Origin of the sequence: Leekyejoonella antrihumi, from assembly GCF_007845645.1 — a bacterium.
Classification (GTDB): domain Bacteria; phylum Actinomycetota; class Actinomycetes; order Actinomycetales; family Dermatophilaceae; genus Leekyejoonella; species Leekyejoonella antrihumi.
The window spans coordinates 1-20,074 of sequence record NZ_VCQV01000028.1 but is presented as its reverse complement, the minus strand read 5'-3'; the positions used below and the strand labels follow the sequence as shown (position 1 = coordinate 20,074).

General features: G+C 68.2%; 20 protein-coding genes and 1 pseudogene. 5 read left to right on the top strand and 16 right to left on the bottom strand.

Features of this window, described 5'->3' with window-relative positions; all coding sequences use genetic code 11:
* Nucleotides 1-5 precede the first annotated feature (5 nt).
* Complete coding sequence (locus FGL98_RS17535; protein ID WP_246136615.1) at nucleotides 6-464, top strand: vitamin K epoxide reductase family protein; 459 nt, start codon at nucleotides 6-8, stop codon at nucleotides 462-464.
* Nucleotides 465-467: 3 nt separating this feature from the next.
* The gene (locus tag FGL98_RS17530) at nucleotides 468-1,115 is read left to right on the top strand and encodes a histone deacetylase (RefSeq protein ID WP_222432241.1); all 648 of its coding nucleotides are present in this window, start codon (nucleotides 468-470) and stop codon (nucleotides 1,113-1,115) included.
* On the opposite strand, the gene FGL98_RS17525 is transcribed toward FGL98_RS17530, so the two are convergent.
* From FGL98_RS17525 to FGL98_RS17505, 5 genes are all read right to left on the bottom strand, one after another.
* Nucleotides 1,089-1,772, bottom strand: coding sequence for a pyrimidine 5'-nucleotidase (locus tag FGL98_RS17525; RefSeq protein WP_146318839.1), 684 nt, complete (start codon nucleotides 1,770-1,772; stop codon nucleotides 1,089-1,091). The two genes, FGL98_RS17530 and FGL98_RS17525, sit on opposite strands and share 27 nt — an antisense overlap.
* Nucleotides 1,769-2,491, bottom strand: coding sequence for an HAD family hydrolase (locus FGL98_RS17520; protein ID WP_146318837.1), 723 nt, complete (start codon nucleotides 2,489-2,491; stop codon nucleotides 1,769-1,771). The genes FGL98_RS17525 and FGL98_RS17520 overlap by 4 nt, the downstream gene beginning before the upstream one ends.
* Nucleotides 2,488-4,248 (bottom strand): proline--tRNA ligase, encoded by a 1,761-nt coding sequence (locus tag FGL98_RS17515; protein WP_222432240.1) that lies wholly within the window; start codon nucleotides 4,246-4,248, stop codon nucleotides 2,488-2,490. The genes FGL98_RS17520 and FGL98_RS17515 overlap by 4 nt, the downstream gene beginning before the upstream one ends.
* A gap of 110 nt (nucleotides 4,249-4,358) precedes the next feature.
* Nucleotides 4,359-5,354, bottom strand: coding sequence for a phosphotransferase (locus FGL98_RS17510; protein WP_146318834.1), 996 nt, complete (start codon nucleotides 5,352-5,354; stop codon nucleotides 4,359-4,361).
* 65 nt (nucleotides 5,355-5,419) lie between these two features.
* A complete protein-coding gene (locus tag FGL98_RS17505; protein ID WP_146318832.1) occupies nucleotides 5,420-7,081 on the bottom strand; it encodes an acyl-CoA dehydrogenase family protein in 1,662 nt (553 codons plus the stop codon).
* Nucleotides 7,082-7,120: 39 nt separating this feature from the next.
* Between FGL98_RS17505 and FGL98_RS17500 the strand changes: the two genes are divergently transcribed.
* Nucleotides 7,121-7,888 (top strand): maleylpyruvate isomerase family mycothiol-dependent enzyme, encoded by a 768-nt coding sequence (locus tag FGL98_RS17500; protein ID WP_146318830.1) that lies wholly within the window; start codon nucleotides 7,121-7,123, stop codon nucleotides 7,886-7,888.
* A 32-nt stretch (nucleotides 7,889-7,920) separates the two neighbouring features.
* Here FGL98_RS17500 and FGL98_RS17495 read toward each other — a convergent pair whose 3' ends face one another.
* Complete coding sequence (locus FGL98_RS17495; RefSeq protein WP_146318828.1) at nucleotides 7,921-8,304, bottom strand: DoxX family protein; 384 nt, start codon at nucleotides 8,302-8,304, stop codon at nucleotides 7,921-7,923.
* A gap of 41 nt (nucleotides 8,305-8,345) precedes the next feature.
* Nucleotides 8,346-9,188, bottom strand: a complete 843-nt coding sequence (locus FGL98_RS17490) for a GNAT family N-acetyltransferase (RefSeq protein ID WP_246136614.1) — start codon at nucleotides 9,186-9,188, stop codon at nucleotides 8,346-8,348.
* 83 nt (nucleotides 9,189-9,271) lie between these two features.
* On the opposite strand from FGL98_RS17490, the gene FGL98_RS17485 reads away from it, so the two are divergent.
* Nucleotides 9,272-9,856, top strand: coding sequence for a DUF402 domain-containing protein (locus FGL98_RS17485; protein ID WP_146318826.1), 585 nt, complete (start codon nucleotides 9,272-9,274; stop codon nucleotides 9,854-9,856).
* 62 nt (nucleotides 9,857-9,918) lie between these two features.
* Here the strand turns inward: FGL98_RS17485 and ispG are convergent, their stop codons facing one another.
* The 9 genes and pseudogenes from ispG to FGL98_RS17440 all read right to left on the bottom strand — a co-directional run.
* Entirely contained in the window at nucleotides 9,919-11,076 is a 1,158-nt protein-coding gene (gene ispG, locus FGL98_RS17480) for a flavodoxin-dependent (E)-4-hydroxy-3-methylbut-2-enyl-diphosphate synthase (protein WP_146318824.1), read from the bottom strand.
* A 21-nt stretch (nucleotides 11,077-11,097) separates the two neighbouring features.
* Nucleotides 11,098-12,426: a M50 family metallopeptidase gene (locus FGL98_RS17475; protein WP_146318935.1), complete on the bottom strand. Its 1,329-nt coding sequence runs from the start codon at nucleotides 12,424-12,426 to the stop codon at nucleotides 11,098-11,100.
* 15 nt (nucleotides 12,427-12,441) lie between these two features.
* Nucleotides 12,442-13,638 (bottom strand): 1-deoxy-D-xylulose-5-phosphate reductoisomerase, encoded by a 1,197-nt coding sequence (gene dxr, locus FGL98_RS17470; RefSeq protein WP_146318822.1) that lies wholly within the window; start codon nucleotides 13,636-13,638, stop codon nucleotides 12,442-12,444.
* Nucleotides 13,622-14,206, bottom strand: coding sequence for a hypothetical protein (locus FGL98_RS17465; protein WP_146318820.1), 585 nt, complete (start codon nucleotides 14,204-14,206; stop codon nucleotides 13,622-13,624). Before FGL98_RS17465 ends, dxr begins: the two co-directional genes overlap by 17 nt.
* Nucleotides 14,203-15,012, bottom strand: coding sequence for a WXG100 family type VII secretion target (locus FGL98_RS17460; RefSeq protein WP_146318818.1), 810 nt, complete (start codon nucleotides 15,010-15,012; stop codon nucleotides 14,203-14,205). Before FGL98_RS17460 ends, FGL98_RS17465 begins: the two co-directional genes overlap by 4 nt.
* Nucleotides 15,009-15,299 carry a hypothetical protein gene (locus FGL98_RS17455; protein ID WP_146318816.1) on the bottom strand — a complete coding sequence of 97 codons (291 nt, stop codon included), beginning with the start codon at nucleotides 15,297-15,299 and terminating at the stop codon, nucleotides 15,009-15,011. The genes FGL98_RS17460 and FGL98_RS17455 overlap by 4 nt, the downstream gene beginning before the upstream one ends.
* 203 nt (nucleotides 15,300-15,502) lie before the next feature.
* Nucleotides 15,503-16,963 (bottom strand): NAD-dependent succinate-semialdehyde dehydrogenase, encoded by a 1,461-nt coding sequence (locus FGL98_RS17450; protein WP_146318814.1) that lies wholly within the window; start codon nucleotides 16,961-16,963, stop codon nucleotides 15,503-15,505.
* A 93-nt stretch (nucleotides 16,964-17,056) separates the two neighbouring features.
* Nucleotides 17,057-18,505 carry a gamma-aminobutyraldehyde dehydrogenase gene (locus FGL98_RS17445; RefSeq protein ID WP_146318812.1) on the bottom strand — a complete coding sequence of 483 codons (1,449 nt, stop codon included), beginning with the start codon at nucleotides 18,503-18,505 and terminating at the stop codon, nucleotides 17,057-17,059.
* 100 nt (nucleotides 18,506-18,605) lie between these two features.
* Nucleotides 18,606-19,767 (bottom strand): annotated as a pseudogene (locus tag FGL98_RS17440) (L-serine ammonia-lyase); the annotation flags it as partial.
* A gap of 144 nt (nucleotides 19,768-19,911) precedes the next feature.
* Between FGL98_RS17440 and FGL98_RS17435 the strand changes: the two are divergent.
* Nucleotides 19,912-20,074 (top strand): AsnC family transcriptional regulator (locus FGL98_RS17435; protein ID WP_146318810.1); only part of this gene is annotated, 163 nt, incomplete at its 3' end.

Genomic DNA, 20,074 nt, shown 5'->3' with positions numbered 1-20,074 from the left:
GCGACATGGGCCTCCACTTGAAGCGGCCGGGTTGGCTTCCACCGACGAGTCTGGTGCTCTGCGTGCTCGGACTGCTCGATGCGGCCTACCTGACCTATGAGCACTACAGCGGGTCCACGTCGCTGGCCTGCTCGGACACCCAGCTCGTCAACTGCACAAAGGTGACCACCAGCCAGTGGTCGGAGCTCGCAGGAATCCCCGTCGCACTGCTCGGCCTGCTCTTCTTCATCGCGATGACGCTGCTGTGTCTGCCGGTCGTCTGGCGGCGCGCACCGCAGCTCGTGCAGCAGATCCGGCTGGGAGCTGCGGCGATCGGCCTGCTGATGGTGTTCTACCTGGTGTGGGCCGAGTTCTTCAAGATCCATGCAATCTGTCTGTGGTGCACCGGGGTCCACGTCATCACGTTCGTGCTCCTCATCGTGCTGGTGCTCGGCGAGATCTTCAGTCACGTCGAGCTGGACTAGTCAGTGGTGCAGCAGCCGCACCCGTTCACGCACGTCTGGTATGTCAGCTATGGCTCCAACCTGTGCCGAGAACGGCTGCTGTGCTACCTACAAGGTGGACGACCACCCGGAGCCCGCCGCAGCTACGTTGGCGCGCGGGATCACGCTGCGCCGCAGACCGACTCCGCTGTCGACCTGCCCGGGCGCATCTACTTCGCCGGTGAGTCGTCCGTATGGGGCGGCGGAGTGGCCTTCTACGACCACGACCAAACCTCGCCGGGCGGATTCACACCCGCTCGCGCCTACCTGCTCACTGTGCAGCAGTTCGTCGATGTCGCGGTGCAGGAGATGCACCGCGACCCCCACCCGGACGATCCCCTCGAGCTCGTGGTCGGCTCCGGTCTGGCAGCGGGACGGTTCGAGGCCGGACCGGGCACCTACGAGACGCTGATCGAGGTCGGCCGTCGAGATGGATTGCCGATGCTTACTTTCACGGCACCGCACGGCACCGACGACGTCAGGCACACACCCCCGTCGCCGGCCTACCTGCACATGCTCGCGGAAGGCCTGCGTGAGGCCTACCACTGGGACAACGACCGGATCACCGGCTACTTCGACGCCGTCACGCCGCCGACGAGCGTGCCGTCAGCGGACCTCGACGATGCGCCGTAGGAACCCCGCGAGGTCGTCGGTCGCGTAGTCATACGCGTTGTCCTGGTGCTCCAGGTCAACGACCGGCGCGACCGCAGACCCGACGAGCACGGTAGACATGCCCAGCCGGCGCGGGATCTCGAGGTTGACCAGCAGATCCTCGAACATGACTGCGCGAGCCGGCGCAACCCCGAGCTCGGTGACGAATCGGTCGTAGGCCTCCGGCATCGGCTTGGGGATGAGCTCTCCGGCGAGGATGTCGAAGATGTCGTCGAACATGCCCACCATCCCGACTCGCTCCAGGACCCGCTCGGCGTGTACGCGGCTGCCGTTGGTGAAGATGATCCGTCGTCCGGGCAGCGCCCGAATCACCCTGGCGAGGGACGGGTCGGGCGCGAGGACCGAGTAGTCCATCTTGGCCTCGAACGCGAGGAAGGTCTCCGGCTCGATGCCGTGCTCGGTCATCATCCCGCGCAGCGTGGTGCCGTGCACGTCGCGCAGAGCGCGCTGGATCTGCGCGGCGTCGGCGATGTCGACGCCGAAGTGCTGCGCGACCACGCTGCGGATGCCGTCGTTGATCTGCTGCCCCAGACTCGTGCCCGCCGGGTAGAGCGTGTTGTCGAGGTCGAACACCCACGCGTCGACGTCTCGGAAGCGCTCTGCGAGGTCGGTGGTCACGCGGACCACGCATCCACCAGGCGCTGCACGTCGAGCAGCTCACGAGCCACGCCGTCCGGCTCGTCGTCGGTCTGCACGACCTGGTTCGCGGGCAGTGTCGAGTGCGGCACCCAGACCGCGCGCATCCCGACCTGGTGCGGGCCGTGCACGTCCTCGAAGAGCCGATCCCCCACATACACGCACCGCTCGGGCGCGACGCCGACTGCATCGGCCGCCGCGCGAAATGCGCCGGGATGCGGCTTGGCCCAGGCAATCTCGCTGGAATAGACGTCGGCATCGACCAGGCTGAGCACGCCGTCGCGCTCGAAGATCGCCCGGTGATAGTCACGGGTCCAGATCGTGTTGGACAGCACCCCGACCCGAATGCCGCGGTCGTGCAACCCCTCCCACAGGGCCTGGACCTGCGGGTTCGTGTAGGTGTGCGGCTCCCAGAACTTCTCGTAGGCGGCGCGAGCGGCAGCATCCGCGAGCTGTTCCGGAGTCAGGCCCGCATCGAGCAGAATGTCGTCCACCCGGGCGCTGGTGTGCTGCTCGCGGGCGCGAGCCCACGCCGCGGACTCCGACCGCAGAATGCGGTCTGCCAGCGCCTGCGCCGCCGGCCCGTCCGGGGTGAGACCGCGGGCGTAGACCCGCCACTGCTCGACGAGATCCACCTCGTGCCAGGGGGTGAGGGTGCCGCCCCAGTCGAAGATGACGGCCCCGATGCCACCATCACTCACCGGGCGACCTCGCGGGCGATCTCGTCGACCGCGTGGTCTACCGGCACCTCGCGGCGGTGACCCGAGCGGCGGTCCTTGATCTCGATCACACCGTTTGCCAGGCCCTTGCCCACCACCACGATGGTCGGCACACCGATCAGCTCGGCATCCTTGAACTTCACACCGGGCGACACCTTCGGGCGGTCGTCATAGATCGTTTCGACACCGCGTGCCTCGAGCTCACGGACCACCTCGTCGGCCTTCACGAAGGCGGCGCTGTCCTTGCTGGCCACCACGATGTGCACGTCGGCCGGCGCGATCTCGCGTGGCCAGACCAGACCCGCCTGGTCGTTGTTGTCCTCAGCCACCACGCCAACTGCCCGGGTGACACCCACCCCATACGACCCCATCGTGACGGTGACGAGCTTGCCCTGCTCGTCGAGCACCTTGAGCCCGAGGGCCTCGGCATACTTCGTGCCGAGCTGGAAGATGTGGCCCATCTCGATGCCGCGAGCCAGCGTGAGCGTGCCGTTGCCGTCGGGGCTGAGGTCGCCCTCGCGGAGCTCCGCGGCCTGAATTGTGCCGTCGGCGGTGAAGTCGCGGCCGTGCACAAGGTCCAGCACGTGCTTGCCGTGCTCGTCGGCGCCGGTTACCCAGGCCGAGCCCTCGGCAACCAGCGGGTCGAGCAGGTACCTGATGGCACTGCTCTTCGACTCCCCCAATGCACCCGGGCCGATATACCCCTTGGCCAGCATCGGGTATGCCGCAAAGTCCTTGCCCTCGAACGCCTCCACCTCGGCGGGGGCAACCTGTGTCTCGAGCCGCTTCGGATCCACCTCACGGTCACCGGGCAGCCCGATGGCCAGGGGCTCACGTGTGCCGTCCGGGTGATGCAGCATGACGATGACGTTCTTGAGAGTGTCCGCACCGGTCCACGAACGCCCATCGGCACGAGGGTGGTTCGCGTTCAGGGCGTTGACCAGCGTCTCAATCGTCGGGGTGTCGGGGGTGTCCTCGACATGGGCAGATCCGGCGGTGACCTCGACGGGCGCAGCCTGAGGCACGACGACGGCCTCGACGTTCGCGGCGTACCCGTGCTCGTCCCGGACGAAGGTGTCCTCGCCGTTCTCATTGACCGCGAGGAACTCCTCGGAGGCGGAGCCGCCCATCGCTCCGGAGTCGGCCTGCACGATGACGTACTCGAAGCCGAGCCGGTTGAAGATGCGGATGTAGGCCTCGCGGAAGCCGTCATAGGCCTTCTGCAGGCCCGTGCTGTCGACGTCGAACGAGTAGGCGTCCTTCATGATGAATTCGCGTCCGCGAAGGATGCCCGCGCGCGGACGGGCCTCGTCGCGGTACTTGTTCTGCATCTGGAAGAGCGACAGCGGCAGGTCCTTGTACGAGCTGTACATGTCCTTCACTGCGAGGCAGAACATCTCCTCGTGGGTGGGGCCGAGCAGCAGGTCCGCGTCCTTGCGGTCCTTGAGCCGGAACAGGTTGTCGCCGTACTCGGTCCAACGCCCGGTCGCGTCATAGGGCTCACGGGGCAGGAGTGCGGGGAACCTCACTTCCTGTGAGCCGATCCGCTCCATCTCCTCTCGGACGATGCCCTCGACCTTGGCCAGCACCTTCATGCCGAGCGGCAGCCAGGTGTAGATGCCCGGCGCGGCGCGGCGGATGTAGCCGGCGCGGACCAGCAGCTTGTGGCCCGGCAGCTCCGCGTCGGCCGGGTCCTCGCGCAGGGTTCGCAGGAACAGGGTCGACATGCGCAGTGCCACGGGTGCTCTCCTTGAAGTTGGGGCTGAGTGTGCCCAGAAGGTTGAGGATATCTGCCAGGGCCGCAGGCTGACACCGCAGTTGTGTCCGTGGGCCTCGTTCGGGTCGGTGCTCATAGATCGACCGGCCACTGGTCGACGTGGTCGAACGCCTCCACCAGAGCGCCCCAGCCGGTCTCCGCGTCGGCCGTGGCGGTGTGCGGTGTGGTGAACCACTCGACATACGTGCAGATCTCCATCAGGTCCCACTTGAGCCGGTAGAACCCGATCTCCGGCATCGGCACGGCGCGACCGGTGGCTGCGGCGTAGTGCGCGATCTGCGATCCATCACCTACCTCGACATGCCACAGATCCCTGGCTGCGGGTGCAATGCGCACCGTGTCCCAGTCGATCAGCAGCAGGTGGCCGTCATCGCTCAGGATGTTGCGGCTGTGTGGCTCGCCGTGGGTGACGACCCAGTGCCGCCGATCACCCTGCATCCGCGCTGTCCCCTCGTCGTAGTGGCGAAGAGCGCTCTGTAACCCCGCCTCGTGACGGGCCAGCAGCTGCCGCGTGGGCAGCGCATACGGCCCGGTCATCCAGACGTCCGGCGGCCCACCGTCGTGCAGGCTCGTCAGCGCTGCGACCAGGGCGTCTCGGCCGGGCAGCTCGAATCGCTCGTAGTCGGCAACCTGCGTCACGTGCGAGGTACCGTCGTGCAGATCCGCGAGCACATCGACGACTCGGGCCCGCACCTTGGCGTTCAACGGCTCCTCGAGACGGGCCGCCTCGTGGAACGGAAACACCGACACGGCATACCCCTCGCCGAGCTGGTGCACCAGGTGACCGTCGCGCGCCGGCAGTGGAGCAACCACGTGACGCGACCTGCCACTCAAGATGTGCGCGGTGCGCATCGCCCGGCGCAGTGCCATGGTGCGATGCGCGGACGCGCCGCCGCGGAAGTCGTCGACGGTCACGAACCGCCGCCCGCCGCCGTGATCCGAGGCGATCCAGTGATGGCTGCCGAAGCCGACCGGCGCGTAGGTCAGCCGCTCGGCCCGCTTCTTCCACCGCGCCGCCACCAGCTGCACGAGAGCGTGCTCGTCGAAACCGGTGGGCGGAGAGTGCATACGCCCGAGATTAGGGCCGATCGACCACGTGGGTCATCTCGATTTCGCATCGAGATGGCTGCCCGTCACACCTCGGGGAGCGCGCGAGCCGTGATTGCGGTGGTGTCGGCGCGCGTCCCGAGGGTGCCGAATACTCCGCCGTGGTCGCCGCCGACCCGCGAGGCGATGAAGGCATCTGCTACCTGCGACGGGCTGTGCCGTACCAGCAGCGAACCCTGCAGCACCACCGCCATTCGCGCGGCAAGCCGACGCGCGTGACCTTCGGCCGACGACGGATCGGCCGCGATCGTCCGCACGTCCGCCACGATCTCGTCGGCCGCGCCGTCGAGCACCTTACTGGCCCCGCGGGCCCGACCTACCTCATCGGCATACGCCTGCCGACCCTCCGGCGCCCGTGCCAACGCCCGCAGGACGTCGAGGGCGTTGACGTTGCCGCTGCCCTCCCAGATGGAGTTCAGCGGCGACTCACGGTAGATGAGTGGCATGCCGGAGTCCTCGACATAGCCGTTGCCGCCGAAGCACTCCATGGCCTCGACACACACCATCGGGGCACGCTTGCAGACCCAGAACTTGGACAGTGGCAACGCCATTCGCCGCAGCGCGACCTCGTGCTCGTCATGCGGCAACTCGACGCAGCGGGCCAGCCGCAGTCCCAGCATGGTCGCGGCCTCGCTCTCGAGTGCCAGATCCGCAAGCACCCCGGTCATGGCCGGCTTGTCGATCAGTGGACCGCCGAATGCGGAGCGCTGCGAAGCGTGCCAGGTCGCCTCCGCGACGGCCCGCCGGATGAGCGAGGTCGATCCCAGCACGCAGTCCAGCCGGGTTGCCGCGACCATCTCGATGATCGTCCGCACGCCGGCGCCCTCGTCCCCCAGGCGCACCGCGGACGCGTTGTGCAGCTCCAGCTCGCTGGAGGCGTTGGAGCGATTGCCGAGCTTGTCCTTCAGCCGCACGATCTGCACCGCGTTGCGAGTGCCGTCGGGGCAGACCCGCGGCAGCACGAAGCAGGTCAGTCCACCGGGTGCCTGGGCGAGAACGAGGAAGAGGTCGTTCATCGGCGCGGAGGTGAACCACTTGTGCCCACGCAGGACATAGCTGCCGTCGCTCTGGGCGACCGCCGTGGTGACGTTGGTGCGCACGTCCGAGCCGCCCTGCTTCTCGGTCATACCCATCCCGGCGAGGATGCCGGCCTTGGTCTGCGGTGGGCGCAGCCCGAAGTCGTAGGTCGTGGACGCCAGCAGGTCGGTCCACTCCTTGGCGAGCGCGTCATCGGCGCGCAGGGCCGGCACCGCGGCATACGTCATGGTCATCGGGCAGGCATGTCCTGGTTCGATCGCCGTCCAGGCGATGTAGCCCGCCGCCCGACGCACGTGCGGGAGCGGTTCGTCCGATACCCACGGGTGCGCGGCCAGGCCGAACCCGATGCCCTTGTCCATCATCCAGTGCCAGCTCGGGTGAAAGCTCACCTCGTCGACGCGGTTGCCGAACCGGTCGACGGTATGCAGCGTGGGCTCGTTCGCGTTGGCGAGCATCCCGTGCTCGCGGGCCTCAGGAGATCCGGCGACGATCCCCAGGTCGTGCAGCGAGGAGATCATCGCGTCGGCGTCGGCACCCGCCTGCGCCTCGATCGCGCTGCGAAGTGCTCGGTCCGACGTGACCGTGCTATAGCCCACGAGCGGTGCGGCCTGGTTGATCGGTTGGCGCTGGAACGGATCTGTGCCGGTCATCTTCAGACATTACCCCGGCCCGCCGGATACGGTCGTGGCATGCCCGCTTCGCTACCCTTCGAGAGCTATCTCGATGCCCTGCCCATGGCAACAGCCCGGCTCCACGACGAGTCGGTGAAGGCCGGTCTCGACGCGTCGGTGCCGACCTGTCCGGGGTGGAAGGTGCGCGCCTTGCTCGCCCATCAGGGGATGGTGCATCGCTGGGCGACGGGATATCTGCGCGGAGAGCGGCACCTCGACACCGAGGCGATGAAGGCCGATGGCCTGCAGCAGAGTGATCCCGGCGCCTGGGTGGTGGCCGGCTCGAAGGCCCTCGAGACGGTGCTGCGTGCCTCCGCCGATGACCTGAATGTCCGATTCTTCCTGCCGGACGCCGGCCGACCTCGCGACGCCTGGGCCCGGCGCCAGGCGCACGAGACCGCGATCCACGCCGTCGACGCGCTGGCCGCCGGGCTGGGCGGATACCCCGAAGCGCACGCCGCCGACATCGACGCGCAATTCGCGTCGGATGGCATCGACGAGCTGCTGTGCGGCTTCCTCACCCGACCAGGGGAGCAGATGCGCACCGAGGCACCCGTCACTGTGCTCGTGCACGCGAGCGACACCGACCGGGCATGGACGGTGCGGCTGAGCGACCAGCCGGCGGTGGCAACGCCCGGCCGACCCGACAGCGAGCCCGACACGACCTGGACCGGCACCGCCGCGCAGCTCTACCTGGGCCTGTGGAACCGCGGTCTGGAGATCCGGCAGGACGGATTCGATGCGTTGCAGGTCTGGCGCCGGAACATGACGGTCGGCTGGTCCTGAGCCGCCGCTCGGGTACGAGGCAGGAGACTGGTTCAGCGTGCCCGCAGCACCGCGCGAATCATCGGGATCTGCAGCGGCAGTCGAGCGATCGTTCCCGCACGCATCGCCTCCCGCCGCGGCGTTGAACCCTTGCGGACGACGGCGCGATGCGCATCCCAAGCCATCTGCGCGTTCGCGGGCAACACCGAGACCAGGAGACCGGCAGAGGCGAGCCCGGCGAGACGACGGGTCCGCGGTGTGAGCAGCCCTGCCGCACAGACCAGCTCGGCCACTCCGGAGGCGTAGACCAGCTCCCTCTTGCGTGGAAGCTGTGCGGGCACGATCGACTCAAAGGCCTGCGGACGCACCAGGTGGATGACGCCGGAACCGATGAACGCACCGATGACACCTTTGGTGGTGAGCGACAGAGGAGCCATTCGCGCAGCATGTCATGCGGAACCGGTCGGGTCGAAGCCAGTCACAGAATGACGGTGGCGAAGGTGCCCATCTGGCGGAATCCGGCGGCGGCGTAAGTGCGACGTGCCGCCTCGTTGAAACCGTTCACGTAAAGCGTGACCATCGATGCGTGCCGGTCGAGGATCTGCTGCACGACCGCATTCATGGCCGGGGTGGCGATCCCCTGGCCTCGGCGGCTGGGCGCGACCCAGACCCCCTGGATCTGCGCGACGCCGGAGGCGAGCGACCCGATGTCGGCCTTGAATACCACCTTGCCGTGCTCAACGATCACGTAGGTGTGGCCCCGGTCGATCAGGGACGCCACCAGCCGGCGGTATTCCCGGTCCGAACCGAGGTAGGGCGGGTAGCCGATCTCCTCGGTGAACATGTGCGCGGACGCGGGCAGCACCAGGTCCACCTCGTCGGGCCGCGCCGGCCGGACCCGCGGATCCATGGTGCGGCCGCTCGCGAGCGGCGGGCTGGAGACCGCCAGCACCGGCTGATCTCGCCGGAGGGAGCGCGGGGTGCCCCAGTGCCTACTCAACCGGTCCCACAGCGGTAGCACCTGGTCGGCGTCGCCGAAGATGGAGGAGCAACGCCGCCGATGTCTGCGCAACCGGGAGGCGAAGGCGTCCAGGGCGGCGTCGTCGGCCTCCACCGGCACGACATTGGCCGCCACCCAGCAGATCGCGCGCAGCCGGGTGCCGTTGCGCACGCCGAACGTCGAGGCCACAGCTGCCGGGCCGCCCTCGACCAGGCGGGCGGCCACGAAGGCGTTCATCGCCGGATTCGTCGCGCAGATCTCCAGCGCCGCGGCGTAGTCGTCGACACCGAGGGGCTGCGCTGAGCTGAACGTCCTGAGCACCCTTCTAGCCTGCCCGTAAATGACCCGGTGCGAAGCGAAAACGCGCAGACAAATCTGCTGGGCCGGGTGTTAGGTTGCCGCACATGGCGCCCACTTCCCCAGATCCGTCCACCCTGCCGTCCGAGATCGGTGCGGCCGTGCACGTCAACTTCCGCAAGTGGGACGACGCGCAGCACTGGCAGTTCGACGGCGTCCTGCTCGGGAGCGACCAGTACGGAGTGTGGCTGGGCTTCCCGGTGGGCACCCACTTCGCCCGTCCGGGCGCCGCGTTCGACTGCGACCGGGCGCAGGTGGCGCTCTTCCCGTGGGATCACGGCTACACCCCCACCATCTGGGATCGCGATGACGCGCGCGGTGACACCGGCAGGGTGCGGATCTACACCGACATCAGCACCGTCCCGGTCTGGCATCGGGACGGCGACCGGTGGACGGTGACGATGATCGACCTGGACCTCGATGTCGTCCAGCGACTCGGCGAGGACCCGTTCGTCGACGACGAGGACGAGTTCGCCGAGCACCAGGTCAGCTACGCCTACCCGCGCGAGGTGATCACGCAGGCCGAGCGGGACTGCCGGTGGGTCCTGTCCATGGTGCAAGAGCACACCGGACCGTTCGACGGGACCGGTGAGCGGTGGCTGCAGCGCTACCTACACCGCCGAGAGGCATAGCTCTCGGCGGGAGGCCCACCCATTTTGTATGCCGCTCGGCGGGTTCGTATGCCTGTCGGCGGTCAGCTGACGCTGACGGTTGGGCCGTCGGCACTGTCGGTGACGCCCTCGCCCATCTCCTCGGCGATGCGCATGGCCTCCTCGATCAGCGTCTCGACGATCTGCGACTCGGGCACCGTCTTGATGACCTCGCCCTTGACGAAGATCTGGCCCTTGCCGTTGCCGGAGGCGACACCGAGGTCGGCCTCGCGTGCCTCTCCCGGACCGTTGACGACGCAGCCCATGACGGCCACCCGCAGCGGCACCGTGAGGCCCTCGAGCCCCGCGGTCACCTGCTCGGCGAGGGTGTAGACGTCCACTTGGGCGCGCCCGCACGACGGGCACGAGACGATCTCCAGCTTGCGCGGACGCAGGCCGAGGCACTGCAGGATCTGGTCGCCGACCTTGACCTCCTCGACCGGCGGGGCCGACAGCGAGACGCGGATGGTGTCGCCGATCCCCTGGGAGAGCAGCGCGCCGAACGCCGTAGCGGACTTGATGGTGCCCTGGAAGGCCGGACCGGCCTCGGTGACGCCGAGGTGCAGCGGCCAGTCGCCACGCTCTGACAGCAGCTCGTAGGCCCGCACCATGATGACCGGGTCGTTGTGCTTGACCGAGATCTTGAAGTCGTGGAAGTCGTGCTCCTCGAAGAGCGACGCCTCCCAGACCGCGGACTCCACCAGGGCCTCCGGTGTCGCCTTGCCGTACTTCTCCAGCAGCCGCTTGTCGAGCGAGCCGGCGTTGACCCCGATGCGGAGTGAGACTCCGGCGTCCTTCGCGGCACGGGCGATCTGCTTGACCTGGTCGTCGAACTTGCGGATGTTGCCGGGGTTGACGCGCACGGCGGCACAGCCGGCGTCGATCGCGGCAAAGACGTACTTCGGCTGGAAGTGGATGTCGGCGATCACCGGGATCTGCGACTTCTTGGCGATCGCCGGCAGAGCCGCGGCGTCGTCGGCGCTCGGGCAGGCAACCCGCACGATGTCGCAGCCGGCCGCGGTCAGCTCGGCGATCTGCTGCAGGGTGGCATTGATGTCGGTGGTCGGGGTGGTGCACATGGACTGCACCGAGATCGGCGCGTCACCGCCGACCTCGACCTTGCCGACCTTGATCTTGCGCGTCTTGCGACGCGGGGCGAGCACCGGCTGGGGTGCGGACGGCATACCAAGGGAAACGCTCATATGTCCAGTATCTCTCGCGGCTCAGTTGCCGAGCGTGATGGGGTTGACGATGTCGGCATACATCAGCAGCCCAGACATCGCAATCAGGACGATCGCAACGCCATAGGCCACCGGAAGAGCTTTGGTCACGTCGACGTAGACCGGACCGGTGATCCCGCGGGCGCGGGCGATCCGCCGCTTGACGGCCTCCCACACGGCTCCGGCGATGTGACCGCCGTCCAGCGGTAGCAGCGGAATCATGTTGAAGACGAACAGCGCCAGGTTGAGCGACGCGATGATGCCGATCAGTATCGCTGCCTTGTCCTGCAGTGAGGGACCCTTCGCCTCGGCGACGTCTCCGGCGATCCGGCCCACCCCCACGACGGACACCGGGCTGTTGGCGTCACGTTTGGCGCTGCCGAATGCGGCGTTGTAGACACCAACCATCTTCTGCGGGATCTTCACGAAGACGCCGGCGGTCTGCCCGAGCGCAGACCCGATGTAGCCAGGGGCGGCGGTCAGCGGCTGACGTTCGGTGCGGTAGGTCCCGGAGATGTAGATACCGACCTTGCCGGTCGTGACCGTCTCGGCCTTGCCACTGGCAGACTGCACCGGCCGCCCGTTGCCGTCCAGCTTAGGGGCGGTCCACAGCTTCGGCGTCACCTGCAGGGTGACCAGATGACCGTCTCGGCGCACGACCACCGGCACGGTCTGGCCGGCGTGGGCCTGGATGACGTCGGTGGCCTCCGGCGTGGTGGTGACCTTCTTCCCCGCGACCGAAACGATGACGTCACGCGCCTTCATACCCGCCACCGCTGCCGGCGAACGGTCTCCGGGCGCACACCTCTTCGGTGTGGTGGCGGCGCTGGACAGGCACGGCTGCACGGCGGTGACGTAGGCCGAGGTCTGTTTCGGCAGCCCGAACCCGCACACGATGATGGTCAGCAGGACCGACGCAATGATCAGGTTGACGAACGGCCCGGAGAACATCACGACGACCTTCTGCCAGGACTTCAGCCGGTGAAAGACGCGGTCCCGGTCCTGCGGGTCGATCTCTTCGTAGGACTCCTCCCGCATCTGCTCGGCGAGCTGGCCGAACCGCCCGGTGGACGAGGCGCGCTCCACACCTTCGGCCTGGCCCGGGCGCGGGGGGAACATCCCGATCATCCGGATGTAACCACCGAGCGGGATGGCCTTGACGCCATACTCCGTCTCACCACGCCGCCACGACCACACCGTCGGCCCGAACCCGACCATGTACTGGGTGACCTTGACCCCGAACCTCTTGGCGGGAATCAGGTGACCCATCTCGTGCAGTGCGATGGAAACGGCCACCCCGAACGCGGCAAGCAGAATCCCGACCAGAAACATCACGGCCCTAGCGTCTCACGCCTGGCTAAGCATCTGCTGTGCCCGGCTGCGGGCCCAGCCCTCTGCGGCGAGAACCTGCTCCACAGTCAGGTCGGTGTGCGGTGCAGCATCGTGCTCGTCCACGACGGCGCGCACGGTGTCGACGATGTCCAAGAAGCCGATTCGCTCCTGGTGGAAGGCCTCCACGCACTCCTCGTTGGCGGCGTTGTAGACCGCCGGGTAGGTCGAGCCCGCCTGCCCGACCTGCCGGGCCAGGGCTACTGCGGGAAAGGCCGCATCATCCAGCGGCTCGAATTCCCATGTCGACGCCGTGGTCCAGTCCATGGCCGGCGCCGCGTCCTGCACCCGATTCGGCCAGTCGAGCCCCAGCGCAATCGGGATCAGCATGCTGGGCGGCGAGGCCTGCACGATCGTCGACCCGTCGACGTACTGCACCATCGAGTGCACGATCGACTGCGGGTGGACGACCACCTCGATCCGCTCGAACGGCACGTCGAAGAGCAGGTGCGCCTCGATCACCTCCAGCCCCTTGTTGACGAGGGTTGCCGAGTTGGTGGTGACCATCCGGCCCATCGTCCAGGTGGGGTGCGCGAGCGCCTGCTGCGGGCTGACGTCGCGCAGCTCTGCCCGGCTCCGCCCGCGGAACGGGCCACCGCTTGCGGTCACCACCAGCTTGCGCACGTCCTCGGGCCGCCCGACCCGCAGACACTGGGCGATCGCGCTGTGCTCGCTGTCGACCGGGACGATTTGGCCGGGCCTCGCGAGCGCCTTGACGATCGGGCCGCCGACGATGAGCGACTCCTTGTTGGCGAGCGCCAGCGTCGAGCCGTGCTTCAGCGCGGCCAGGGTGGGGCGCAGGCCGATGGACCCGGTGATGCCGTTCAGGACGACATCGGCGCCGGATGCGGCCACCCGCTCCGAGGCGTCGGCTCCCACCAGGATCTCCGGGTCGTATGCCGTGAGCCCGGCCGACCGTGCCGCGTCGCCGATGAGCTCGCGCAGCTCGGCTGCGCTACCGGACGCCACCGCGACCTGCTCGACTCGCAGGGTCACCGCCTGCTGCGCGACCTGGCGCGGATCCCGCCCGCCGGCGCTGACGCCGACGACCCGGAACCGGTCCGGACTCGCCGTGACGATCTGGATCGCCTGGGTGCCGATGGAACCGGTCGATCCGAGCAGGGAGACCGTGCGTGGGCTAGAAGTCGTTGTCACACGCCTTATTGTGTCCGACGGTGGCACCGGTCAGCAGCCCGGCGATCCGCCGGCCGGCATCGGCGAGGTCGTCGGGGCCGATCCGGCATACGTCCTCGGCCCGCTCGGCAACCGCCCAGACCCGGGCCTCGAGGTGCACGCCCGCGCCACAGTCTCCTTGCGCGAACTCCTGCAGAGCGGCCGCGAGCTCGTGGTCGTGCACGACCTGGAAGGTGTGAATGCCCTCGCGATCCAGCTCCTCGATGATGACGGCGGGCTCGCACAGGTGGCAGTAGCACAGCCGCTCGTCGTCGCCATCGGTCCGGCAGACAATGAGCACCGCCTCGGCGCACTCTCGGGCCTGCAGCAACTGCACAAGACCCTCCGGGACCGCAAGCCCCGTACCCGCCGACCCCGGCGCCAGCCCGTGCACCCGCAGCGACCGGTACGCCGTGGCGAGCGCAATCGACCGGCTGCCCTCCGGCACGGTGTCCAAGTAGGGCTGCAGGACCGCGGGATGCACCGCGTTGAGCAGGACGAGCTCCTCGTCCGTCAGGCTGACGACAGGCTCTGAACGGCCGGCGCTCACGGCATCCGCCGCACCGGGCCGGTCCTCATCCGGCGCGTCGGGTCAACGAGCACCGGACGCACCGGGCCGGTCCTCATCCGGTGACCGGCGCCCACCTGCTGCCCGACCGGACCGGTCGTCACGCGGCCGGAGGGGTCCGTGAGCACTGGTCTGACGGGCCCGCAGTGCATGCGGCCGGTCGCTGCCGACGCCGGCACCTTGGGGAAGGGATGCGTCCACACCGCGCCGACAGCGCTCGTCCCGCCGTCGGTGAGATCCGCAAGCACGGCCGTGGTCAGACCAAGGGGTCGGCGCGGGACGGCTCGCGGCGACCGCGTCGGCGCGAGGTCGTCGATCGTGGCGGTCAGCGCCCGTTGCGCCGTGGATGCCTGCTGCCGGATGTCGTCCAGCTCGGCGTCGACTCGCCGGAGCTGCGCCACAATCTGCTCGACGCGATCCTCGGGCATCGCCACGGCGACGGGGGTGATGCCCTGCTGCAGCGCGGCGATCCGCAGCCGCTGCGTCAGGGCGCCGCGCCTGGCGAGCAGCGTCGACTCCTGGGTCTGCAGGCCCTCGAGCACCAGGGCGTACCCGCGCACCGCGACGCCGATCGACCCCAGCGCACGGCGTGCGCGCACCAGCCGGCCCGCGTGCTCACCAGCGGCAGCGCCGAAGGTGACCGCCGCCGGGCCGAGCCACCCGGTAGTGCCCACCGTGGCCCCCTGTCGCAGTGCCTGCTCGCGGGATCCCACCTCATCCGCGGCACGCGACAGCAGTCCGGCAGCGCGGAGCAGATCCGGCGGATCGCCCGAGATCGGTTCCGTCACGAGCGTCGCACCGACGCCACGACGGCTGCCTCCGCTGCTGCATACGTCTGCCCGGCGGTATGCAGCCCGGCGGCGAACCACTGGCCGCACTCGTCCAGGTCGGCAAGCTCGGTGGCCCACAGCTCGGCGACCCGGCGGGCCGTCTCCGACAGTTGCGGATCACCCGCGGCGCCCGCGACCGCACGCAGCGCCCGGGCCACGGCTACCGGCAGTCCCGAGCTCCCGCCGGCCGCCATGGTACGCGCGCCGACCTGCAACGCCCCTGGATCCGTGGACAGTCCCGTCATCACCGCTCCCTCCGCATCTCAGCACGGTAGAACAGTTCGACGGGCGACCCCGGACGTTATCCACAGGACGCCGACGGGACACGGCGGCCTTCCCAGGTCAGAGGGCGAGGCCTACGTACGACGCCAACGGGACACGGCGGCCTTCCCAGGTCAGAGGGCGAGGCCTACGTACGACGCCAACGGGACACGGCGGCCTTCCCAGGTCAGAGGGCGAGGCCTACGTACTTGGTCTCGAGGTACTCCTCGATACCCTCGGCACCGCCCTCACGACCGAACCCGCTGGCCTTCACGCCACCGAACGGTGCGGCCGGGTTGGACACAATGCCCTGATTGACACCGACCATGCCGTACTCCAGCGCCTCGCTGACCCGCACGACGCGAGAGATGTCGCGGGTGAAGAAGTAGCCCACCAGACCGAATTCGGTGTCGTTGGCCCGCCGGATCGCGTCCTCCTCGTCGGTGAACGTCTGGATCCCGGCGACCGGCCCGAAGATCTCCTCGCGCGCCATCGCCGCGTCCGAGGGGACACCGGTGAGAACCGTCGGCGAGTAGAAGTAGCCGCGCTCACCGGTCGTGCCGCCGCCGGTGACCACCTGCGCACCACGGCTCGTCGCGTCCTTGACGAGCTGGCTGACCTTGTCGAGCGCCTTGGCGTTGATCAGCGGGCCGACGGTGACACCGTCGTCCATCCCGCTGCCGACGGTCATGGCGCCCATCTTCTCGGCGAGCTTGGCCCCGAACTCCTGCGAGACCGACTCGTGCACGAAGAACCGGTTGGCCGCGGTGCAGGCCTCGCCGATGTTGCGCATCTTGGCCAGCATGGCGCCGGCCACGGCAGCGTCGACGTCGGCGTCCTCGAAGACGATGAACGGCGCGTTGCCGCCCAGCTCCATCGACACGCGCAGCAACTGGTCGGCCGACTGCTCGACCAGCTTGCGGCCCACGGGCGTCGAACCGGTGAAGGTCAGCTTGCGGGAGCGCGGGTCGCGGATCAGCGGCTCCATCACCCCGCCGGAGTTGCTCGTCGTCACGACGTTGAGCACGCCCTTGGGCAGCCCGACCTCCTCGAGCAGCTGCGCCAGAGCGAGCATGCTGTAGGGCGTCTCGGCGGCCGGCTTGACGACCATCGTGCAGCCGGCCGCGATCGCCGGCCCGATCTTGCGAGTTCCCATGGCCAGCGGGAAGTTCCACGGGGTGATCATCAACGTCGGACCGACCGGCTGCTTCATGGTCACCAGCCGGGTGGCGCCGTTAGGTGCGGTCGACCAGCGCCCGTCGATCCGTACCGCCTCCTCGGAGAACCAGCGGAAGAACTCCGCGCCGTAGGTGACCTCGCCCTTCGACTCCGCCAGCGGCTTGCCCATCTCGAGCGTCATCAGCTCGGCGAAGTGGTCGGCACGCTCGGTGAGCAGCGCGAATGCCGACCGCAGCAGTTCACCGCGGTCGCGCGGCGGGGTCTTCGCCCACTGCGACTGCGCGTTCGCCGCCGCCGTCAGCGCCGCGTCACCGTCGGCCACGGAAGCATCCGCAACCTGCCCGAGCGGCTCACCGGTTGCCGGATTCTCCACCGAAAATGTCTTGCCGCCCTCGGCATCTCGCCACTGCCCGCCGATGAACAGCTGCGGGGTGACCTGGCCGATGGCAGACGTCGTTGTCTCACTCATGTCGACAGTCTGGCACTGCCCCACGGGCCCGAACAGACCAGTCCAGATTCACGTCGAGCCACCGGTCCAGAAGCGTCCTCGCAGCCCGCCGAGTCAGCTGTCGATGTTCGCCATCACGTGCTTCACGCGGGTGTAGTCCTCGAAGCCGTACTTCGACAGGTCCTTGCCGTAGCCGCTGTGCTTGAACCCGCCGTGCGGCATCTCGGCGACCAGCGGGATGTGGGTGTTGATCCACACACAGCCGAAGTCGAGTGCCTTGGACACCCGCATCGCCCGGCCGAAGTCCTTTGTCCACACCGAAGAGGCAAGACCGTACTGCACACTGTTGGCTGCGGCGATCGCCGCCTTCTCGTCCTCGATCCGCTGCACGGTGATCACCGGCCCGAAGATCTCGTTCTGGCTGGCCTCATCGTCCTGCAGCAGCCCGGACACCACGGTCGGCTCGATGAAGTAGCCGTCACCGAGCGTCGCGATGCGGTGGCCGCCGGCCGCCAGGCTCGCGTGGTCCGGCAGCCGCTCCAGCATGCCCTGGACGTGCGCGAGCTGGTTGGCGTTGTTGACCGGGCCCAGCAGCGCGTCCTCGTCGTCGGGCATGCCGACCTTCGCCTCGCTCCTGGCAAACTCCGCGAGCGCCGCAACGAAGTCGTCGTGGATTCGCGGAGCGACCAGCACCCGGGTCGCGGCCGTACAGTCCTGCCCGGCATTGAAGTAGCCGGCCGTGCCGATGCCCTCGACGGCCGCCTCGATGTCGGCGTCGTCGAAGACGATCACCGGAGCCTTGCCGCCCAGCTCGAGGTGCACCCGCTTGAGGTCCTTCGCGGCGGAGTCCGCGACCTGCATACCCGCCCGGACCGAGCCGGTGATGGCCACCAGCTGCGGGGTGGGGTGCTCGACGAGCATCCGGCCGGTGTCCCGGTCGCCGGTGATCACGTTGAAGGTGCCGGCCGGCAGGAACTCCGAGGCAACCTCTGCCATCAGCAGAGTCGTCTCCGGCGTCGTGTCGCTCGGCTTGAGCACGATGGTGTCGCCCGCCGCGAGCGCCGGAGCGATCTTCCACATCGCCATCATCATCGGGTAGTTCCACGGCGTCACCTGTCCGACGACCCCGATCGGCTCCCGCCGGATCCAGGACGTATGGCCGGCCAGGTACTCGGTGCTGGCCACGCCCTCCAGGACCCGCGCCGCACCCGCAAAGAAACGCAGCTGGTCGATCATCACCGGGATCTCCTCGGAGGCCGTCAACGTGAACGGCTTGCCGGTGTTCTGAGCCTCCAGTTTGATGAAGTCGTCAGCCCGCTTCTCCAGCGCGTCGGCGAACTTCAGCATCGCCGACTGCCGGTCACCCGGAGTCGCGTTGCCCCATTCTTCAAAGGCCTTGCTCGCCGCGTCGTATGCCGCGTCGACGTCCTGCTGCTTGGAGACCGGCGCCTTGGCGACGATCTTCCCGGTCGACGGATCGATCAGGCTGAGCGTCTCATCGGTCTGCGGTGCGACGTACTCACCTCCGATGAAGTTCCTCAGCTGGCGTGGTGTGTCACTCATCCTAAACTCCTTTGCACTGGATTCGATTGTCGTTATTGGATACTTGACGGATCAGCACGTGATCCTCACGGCTCTGTCAGCACTCGATCACATTGGCGGCCAGACCGCCGACCGGGTCGCAGGTCAGCTGCGGATTGTGCTCTAAACCGATCTCGGCGGCGTTCTCGACCTGGGTGAGCGTGCCACCGAGCACCTCACCGGCCGCCATCGCGCACGCGGAGCCGACCTCTCCTTGACAGCCGACCTCGGCTCCCGAGATCGACGCGGTCTCCTTGACCAGTATGCCGGTCGCGGCCGCGGTCAGCAGGAAGCGCACGACTCCCTCGTCGTCGGCGGCGTCGAGGGAGTTCACGTAGCAGTGCAGAACCGCGGGAATGATGCCGGCCGCCCCGTTGGTGGGAGCGGGTGACGACCCGCCCTCCGGAGGCATTCTCCTCGTTCACGGCCAACGCATACAGGTTGACCCAGTCCATCACCGCCAGCGCGTCGTTCTTGAGTGATCCATTGGTCAGCTCGTCGTAGCGACCCGGCGCCCGGCGCGGCACCTTCAGACCGCCCGGCAGGATGCCGTGATGGCCGAAGCCGTTCCGGACGCACTGCTGCATGTCCTGCCAGAGGTGCAGCATGCCGTCGCGGATCTCGCCCTCCGCCCGCCATACCTGCTCGTTGCGCAGCATGACATCGCTCACCGAGATCCCTTCGCGCGCACAGATCTTCAGCATCTGAGCACTGGTCGAGAACGGCAGTGGAAGCGCTGTGTCGTCCAGCACGACCCGGTCGGGACCGGTCGCCGCCTCGTCCACGACGAATCCGCCACCGACGGAGTAATAGACGTGCGACGCGATCACTTCGCCGCCGGAGTCGTAGGCGTCGAACTGCAGACCGTTCGGGTGCGTCGGCAGTGACTTGCGGCGGTGCATGATCAGGTGCTCGTCGGCGTCCCAGTCGATCGAGTGGACACCGAGTAGGTCGAGCGCATGCCGTTCGCGAGCCGTCCCGACGCGCTCGTCAGCCGTGCTGGTGTCTACACCCTCCGGCGTCTCACCCTCCAGGCCGAGAACCACCGCCTTGTCCGAGCCGTGTCCGTGCCCGGTGGCTCCCAGGGAGCCGAACAGCTGCACCCGCAGCCTGGCGACCGCGACAAGCTCGCCGCTGTCCTTGAGCCCATGGACAAAGAACTTCGCGGCTCGCATCGGACCGACCGTGTGCGACGACGACGGACCGATCCCGACGGAGTACAGATCGAATGCACTGAGCGCCATTCGTGGGCACCTTTGACTGTGACGGGGATCATTCACGGCTACACCACGGCGGGCAGTCCGATAAGCATAGGTCAAACGCTCTCACACAACGGAATCCGTTGTCTCGTTCTTGCTAGATTCACTATTTCGTGTCAGAATCACGATATGAGCGAGCAGATTCGCAGGCCCGCCGTCGTCGACGATCTCTCGAAGTCGATCATTGGTTTGTTGCAGCGCGATGGGCGTGCGGCGTACTCGACGATCGCGCGCGAGGTCGGCCTGTCCGAGGCCGCCGTGCGGCAACGGGTGCAGCGACTGCTGGACTGCG